At 40.7% G+C, this 3922-nt stretch carries 2 protein-coding genes and 3 pseudogenes; 3 read left to right on the top strand and 2 right to left on the bottom strand.

Annotated features, from left to right (window positions below):
* The first annotated feature begins 209 nt into the window (after nt 1-209).
* Nucleotides 210-653 (top strand): RbsD/FucU family protein, encoded by a 444-nt coding sequence (locus tag AC075J_RS17745; protein ID WP_008708382.1) that lies wholly within the window; start codon nt 210-212, stop codon nt 651-653.
* 292 nt (nt 654-945) lie between these two features.
* Here the strand turns inward: AC075J_RS17745 and AC075J_RS17750 are convergent.
* Both AC075J_RS17750 and AC075J_RS17755 read right to left on the bottom strand, forming a co-directional pair.
* A pseudogene (locus AC075J_RS17750) lies at nt 946-2743 on the bottom strand (L-fucose isomerase).
* Between the two features lie 43 nt (nt 2744-2786).
* Nucleotides 2787-2891 (bottom strand): annotated as a pseudogene (locus AC075J_RS17755) (DUF6783 domain-containing protein); the annotation flags it as partial.
* Here AC075J_RS17755 and AC075J_RS17760 point away from each other — a divergent pair.
* Both AC075J_RS17760 and AC075J_RS17765 read left to right on the top strand, forming a co-directional pair.
* Nucleotides 2850-3002, top strand: a pseudogene (locus tag AC075J_RS17760) (DUF6783 domain-containing protein). The pseudogenes AC075J_RS17755 and AC075J_RS17760 sit on opposite strands and share 42 nt — an antisense overlap.
* 229 nt (nt 3003-3231) lie before the next feature.
* On the top strand, nt 3232-3922 hold a 691-nt coding region (locus AC075J_RS17765; protein WP_476390564.1), incomplete at its 3' end, for an AraC family ligand binding domain-containing protein.

Raw genomic sequence — 3922 nt, forward strand, 5'->3', positions numbered from 1 at the left:
ACTATAATGATAATAGCATATTTATACTATTTTTTCAATTTTTCAATATATTTTTTGTGCATTTCATACAACTCCGTGTGTTACTGTTTCCTCCGCTGTAAACTATAAAAATTTACTCTTTTTGCGTAAAATATTGCCTTGAATAATCTGATTTTTTTCATTAAACTGTTTACAATGATTTTCAGAATTTTGAAAGGAGAATACAAATTATGTTAAAGGGAATTCCTGAAATTTTATCACCGGAATTATTAAAAGTTTTATGTGAAATGGGACACAGCGATCGTCTTGTTATCGCAGACGGTAACTTCCCTGTTGAATCTATGGGAAAGAATGCCATCACTATCCGCTGTGACGGACATGGTGTACCGGAAATCCTGGATGCGATCCTCAAACTGTTTCCACTGGATACTTATGTAGAGCATCCTGTAAATCTCATGGAAGTTATGCCTGGCGATAATGTAGAAACACCAATCTGGGATACATATAAAGAAATCGTTGCAAAATATGACGAGCGCGGCGATAAAGCGGTTGGAAATATTGAACGTTTCGCTTTCTATGAAGAAGCCAAAACTGCATATTGCATTATTTCCACAAGCGAAAAAGCTCTGTATGCAAATATAATGCTTCAGAAAGGTGTTGTAATCAACAACTGATTTTGCTTTATCTTTTCGTTACTGTTCACAGTAACGTAGCCAAAATTCATTCCAGATTGCCTGCGGCAATGGAATTTTGACTTGTATGTCTCGGGATTTTGGCATATTCATGCCAAATATCATTTTTACACATTATACACACATCACACATACATATATATACAACAGGCTGGTATCTGTACACACAGATATCAGTTTGTTTTGATTCCCCCTGATACAAACAGCCGCCCAAAGTCAGATCATCTCCAACTCCGGGCGGCCGATATACATTCTTACATATCGGTTTTATTTATTATTTGTAAAGAGGTCCATAATTCTTGCATGCTCTGAAATCTGCACCTTCTTTATCCATTCCAAATGCATTCCATGCTGCCGGACGATAGATATCTTTCTCAGGAACATTGTGCATGGATACAGGAATTCTCAGCATAGAGCACATTGTGATAAGATCTGCACCAATGTGTCCGTAGGAGATTGCTCCATGGTTTGCACCCCAGTTGTTCATTACATCATAAGCTGTCTTGAACGGTCCTTCTTTGCCATCGCATCTTGGAGCAAACCATGTACATGGCCATGTATAGTCTGTACGTTTCCACAGCTTGTCAGATACTTCTTCAGGAAGAGCTACTGTCCATCCTTCAGCAATCTGCAGAACCGGTCCAAGTCCTTTTACAAGGTTCAGACGGATCATTGTTGCAGGCATCTGGGCACGTGTTTCATAACGGCTGGAGTATCCGCCTCCACGGAAATATCCGTTGTCAGCCATACACCATTCTGTGTTTTCCATGATTGCTTTCTGGTCTTCTTCTGTGATATCCCACCACTGTTTCATAACAGCTGTTCCATCAGCTTCTTTTGCTTCTCCGTTAGCATCAAGGCAGGCAGCACCGGAGTTGATCAGGTGAAGGAAACCGCCGGCTTCTTTTGCTACGCCCTCAAGGTCATATCCTGTAGCTTTCTTAACAGCCTCCGGGCTCCAGTATGTACGAACATCAGCGAAAATCTGTGCTCTGTTTGTAAGAAGTTTCATAAACAGCATTCCAAGTCCGTTAAGAACATCGTTCTCTGTAGCCAGGATGTATGGTTCACGTGCTCCGTTCCAGTCAAAGGAGGTGTTCAGCATAGCTTCTGCAAAGTCACCGTTCGGATAGAAATCTGTCCACTGTCTCTGTCCCTGGAAACCGGCTGCCAGAGCATTGTGTCCGATTGCTTCTTCAGAGAATTTAGGATCAAGGTTGTCACAGCCGTTCATCAGTTCTTTGATGATAACTGCCATCTTAACAACAAACTCGAACTGCTCTTCTTTCTTTTCAGCTGAGAACTGAAGTTCTTCAGGGTTCTTATCCCAGCCAATCTTACAGGTTTCTTTTGCCCATTTCAGAGCTTTCTCAAATTCTGCGTGATCATAGATACCCTCTGTCATACGACGGATGATCTCTACCTCATCAACAGACTCAACTCTCATTCCAAGATAAGATTCGATGAAATCGGAATCAATGATAGATACCGCCGATACCCATTGTTACAGAACCGATCTGCAGATAGGATTTTCCTCTCATGGATGCTGCTGCAACTGCTGCGCGGCCGAATCTTAACAGTTTTTCTTTAACGTCTTCCGGAATAGATGTGTCATCAGCTTCCTGAACATCATGTCCATAGATACCGAATGCCGGAAGTCCTTTCTGTGCATGTGTTGCAAGTACAGATGCAAGGTATACAGCACCAGGTCTTTCTGTTCCGTTGAATCCCCATACAGCTTTGATCGTCTGTGGATCCATATCCATTGTCTCAGCACCGTAGCACCAGCATGGTGTAACTGTAAGAGTGATATCTACGCCTTCTTTACGGAATTTATCTGCACATGCAGCGCTCTCGCCAACACGTCCGATGGTTGTATCAGCGATTACAACTTTAACCGGTTCACCGTTGGAATATCTTAAATTCTCTTCAAATAATTTAGCAGCTGATTTCGCCATATTCATTGTCTGATCTTCCAGAGATCCACGAACATCCAGTGCTCCTCTACGACCATCGATAGTAGGTCTGATACCAATTACCGGATAGCTGCCAATTAATCTGCTCTTTGCCATAATAAAATACCTCCTGATAAATTATTGTAATATTCCCGCAGGATCATTTCCTGCTAGAGCGTGTCTGAAAAAGGCTTTCTGCAAGATGTGCGTCACAATTTGTGGGATATTTTACCCGGATGAGGGCGCCGTAGCGGGCTACGGCAACTGAATTCGGGTGAAATATCCCGCAAAGTGGGGCGTGCAGATTGCGGGAATGATTTTTCAGACACGCTCTAACCCCCAAGATTACATTTTCACTTTTCGCAGCATCTTCTGACTGCAAATATAACAAAAATAATAACCTCTACACCTGTTGTGCCAAGTAGCCCGATAACCACTGTTCACTCCGTTCACAGCAGCCTGACCACTCAACTTTGTTACTGATATCTATTATATAATTGCATTCAGAAAATTACTTGTGTTATAATAGCAAAAAACAGTACAATATTCACTTTTTCTGTTTTAATCATAAAATTTCTGTAAATTTTGTAAGGAGGAAAGTTCTTTTGCATGATTTAGACCATAATGAAGACCGTCCAAGAGGCACTTATGAGTTTCCATTTGAGTTTCATCACATCGATCATACACATCCCAGATATGTCATGTCTTATCACTGGCATGTGGAATATGAAATAATTCGTATTCTGGAAGGTTCTCTTACTGTCACTTTAGACGAAAAAAGTTTTACAGCAGTTAAGAATGATGTCATTTTTGTACATAGTGGAATCCTTCATTCAGGAATTCCCCATGATTGTGTATATCAGTGCATTGTTTTTGATATGAACACTTTTTTGAAAAACAATCCTGTATGCGGAGAATATATCCAGAAAATCCTGCATCAGGAAACAATGCTTTTTCCACATTTTTCAGATGAGCATCCACAGATTCTGAACTGTATTTCTGTTCTGTTTGATGCCATGTATGAAAAAGATACCGGATATGAGCTGACTGTATTTGGACAATTTTACCACTTTTTTGGTTTGATTTTCAGTAATCATTACTTTATCGAAAATCCTACCCGAACGCGCAGAGACTATAAACGTATTCTCCAGTTGAAGCAGGTTCTGGAATTTATCGAAAAAAATTATGCCAATCCTATCACACTTCAGGAACTGTCTGCTTCTGTCTCTATGTCACCGAAATATTTCTGCAGGTTCTTTTCGGAAATGACACATCAGACTCCTGTGGATTATCTGA

The sequence above is a fragment of the Blautia sp. ZXY-1-C6 genome (assembly GCF_056339875.1).

Coding starts and splice junctions, on each gene's coding strand:
- AC075J_RS17745 (WP_008708382.1), top strand. CDS start 210: ATGTTAAAGGGAATTCCTGAAATTTTATCACCGGAATTATTAAAAGTT.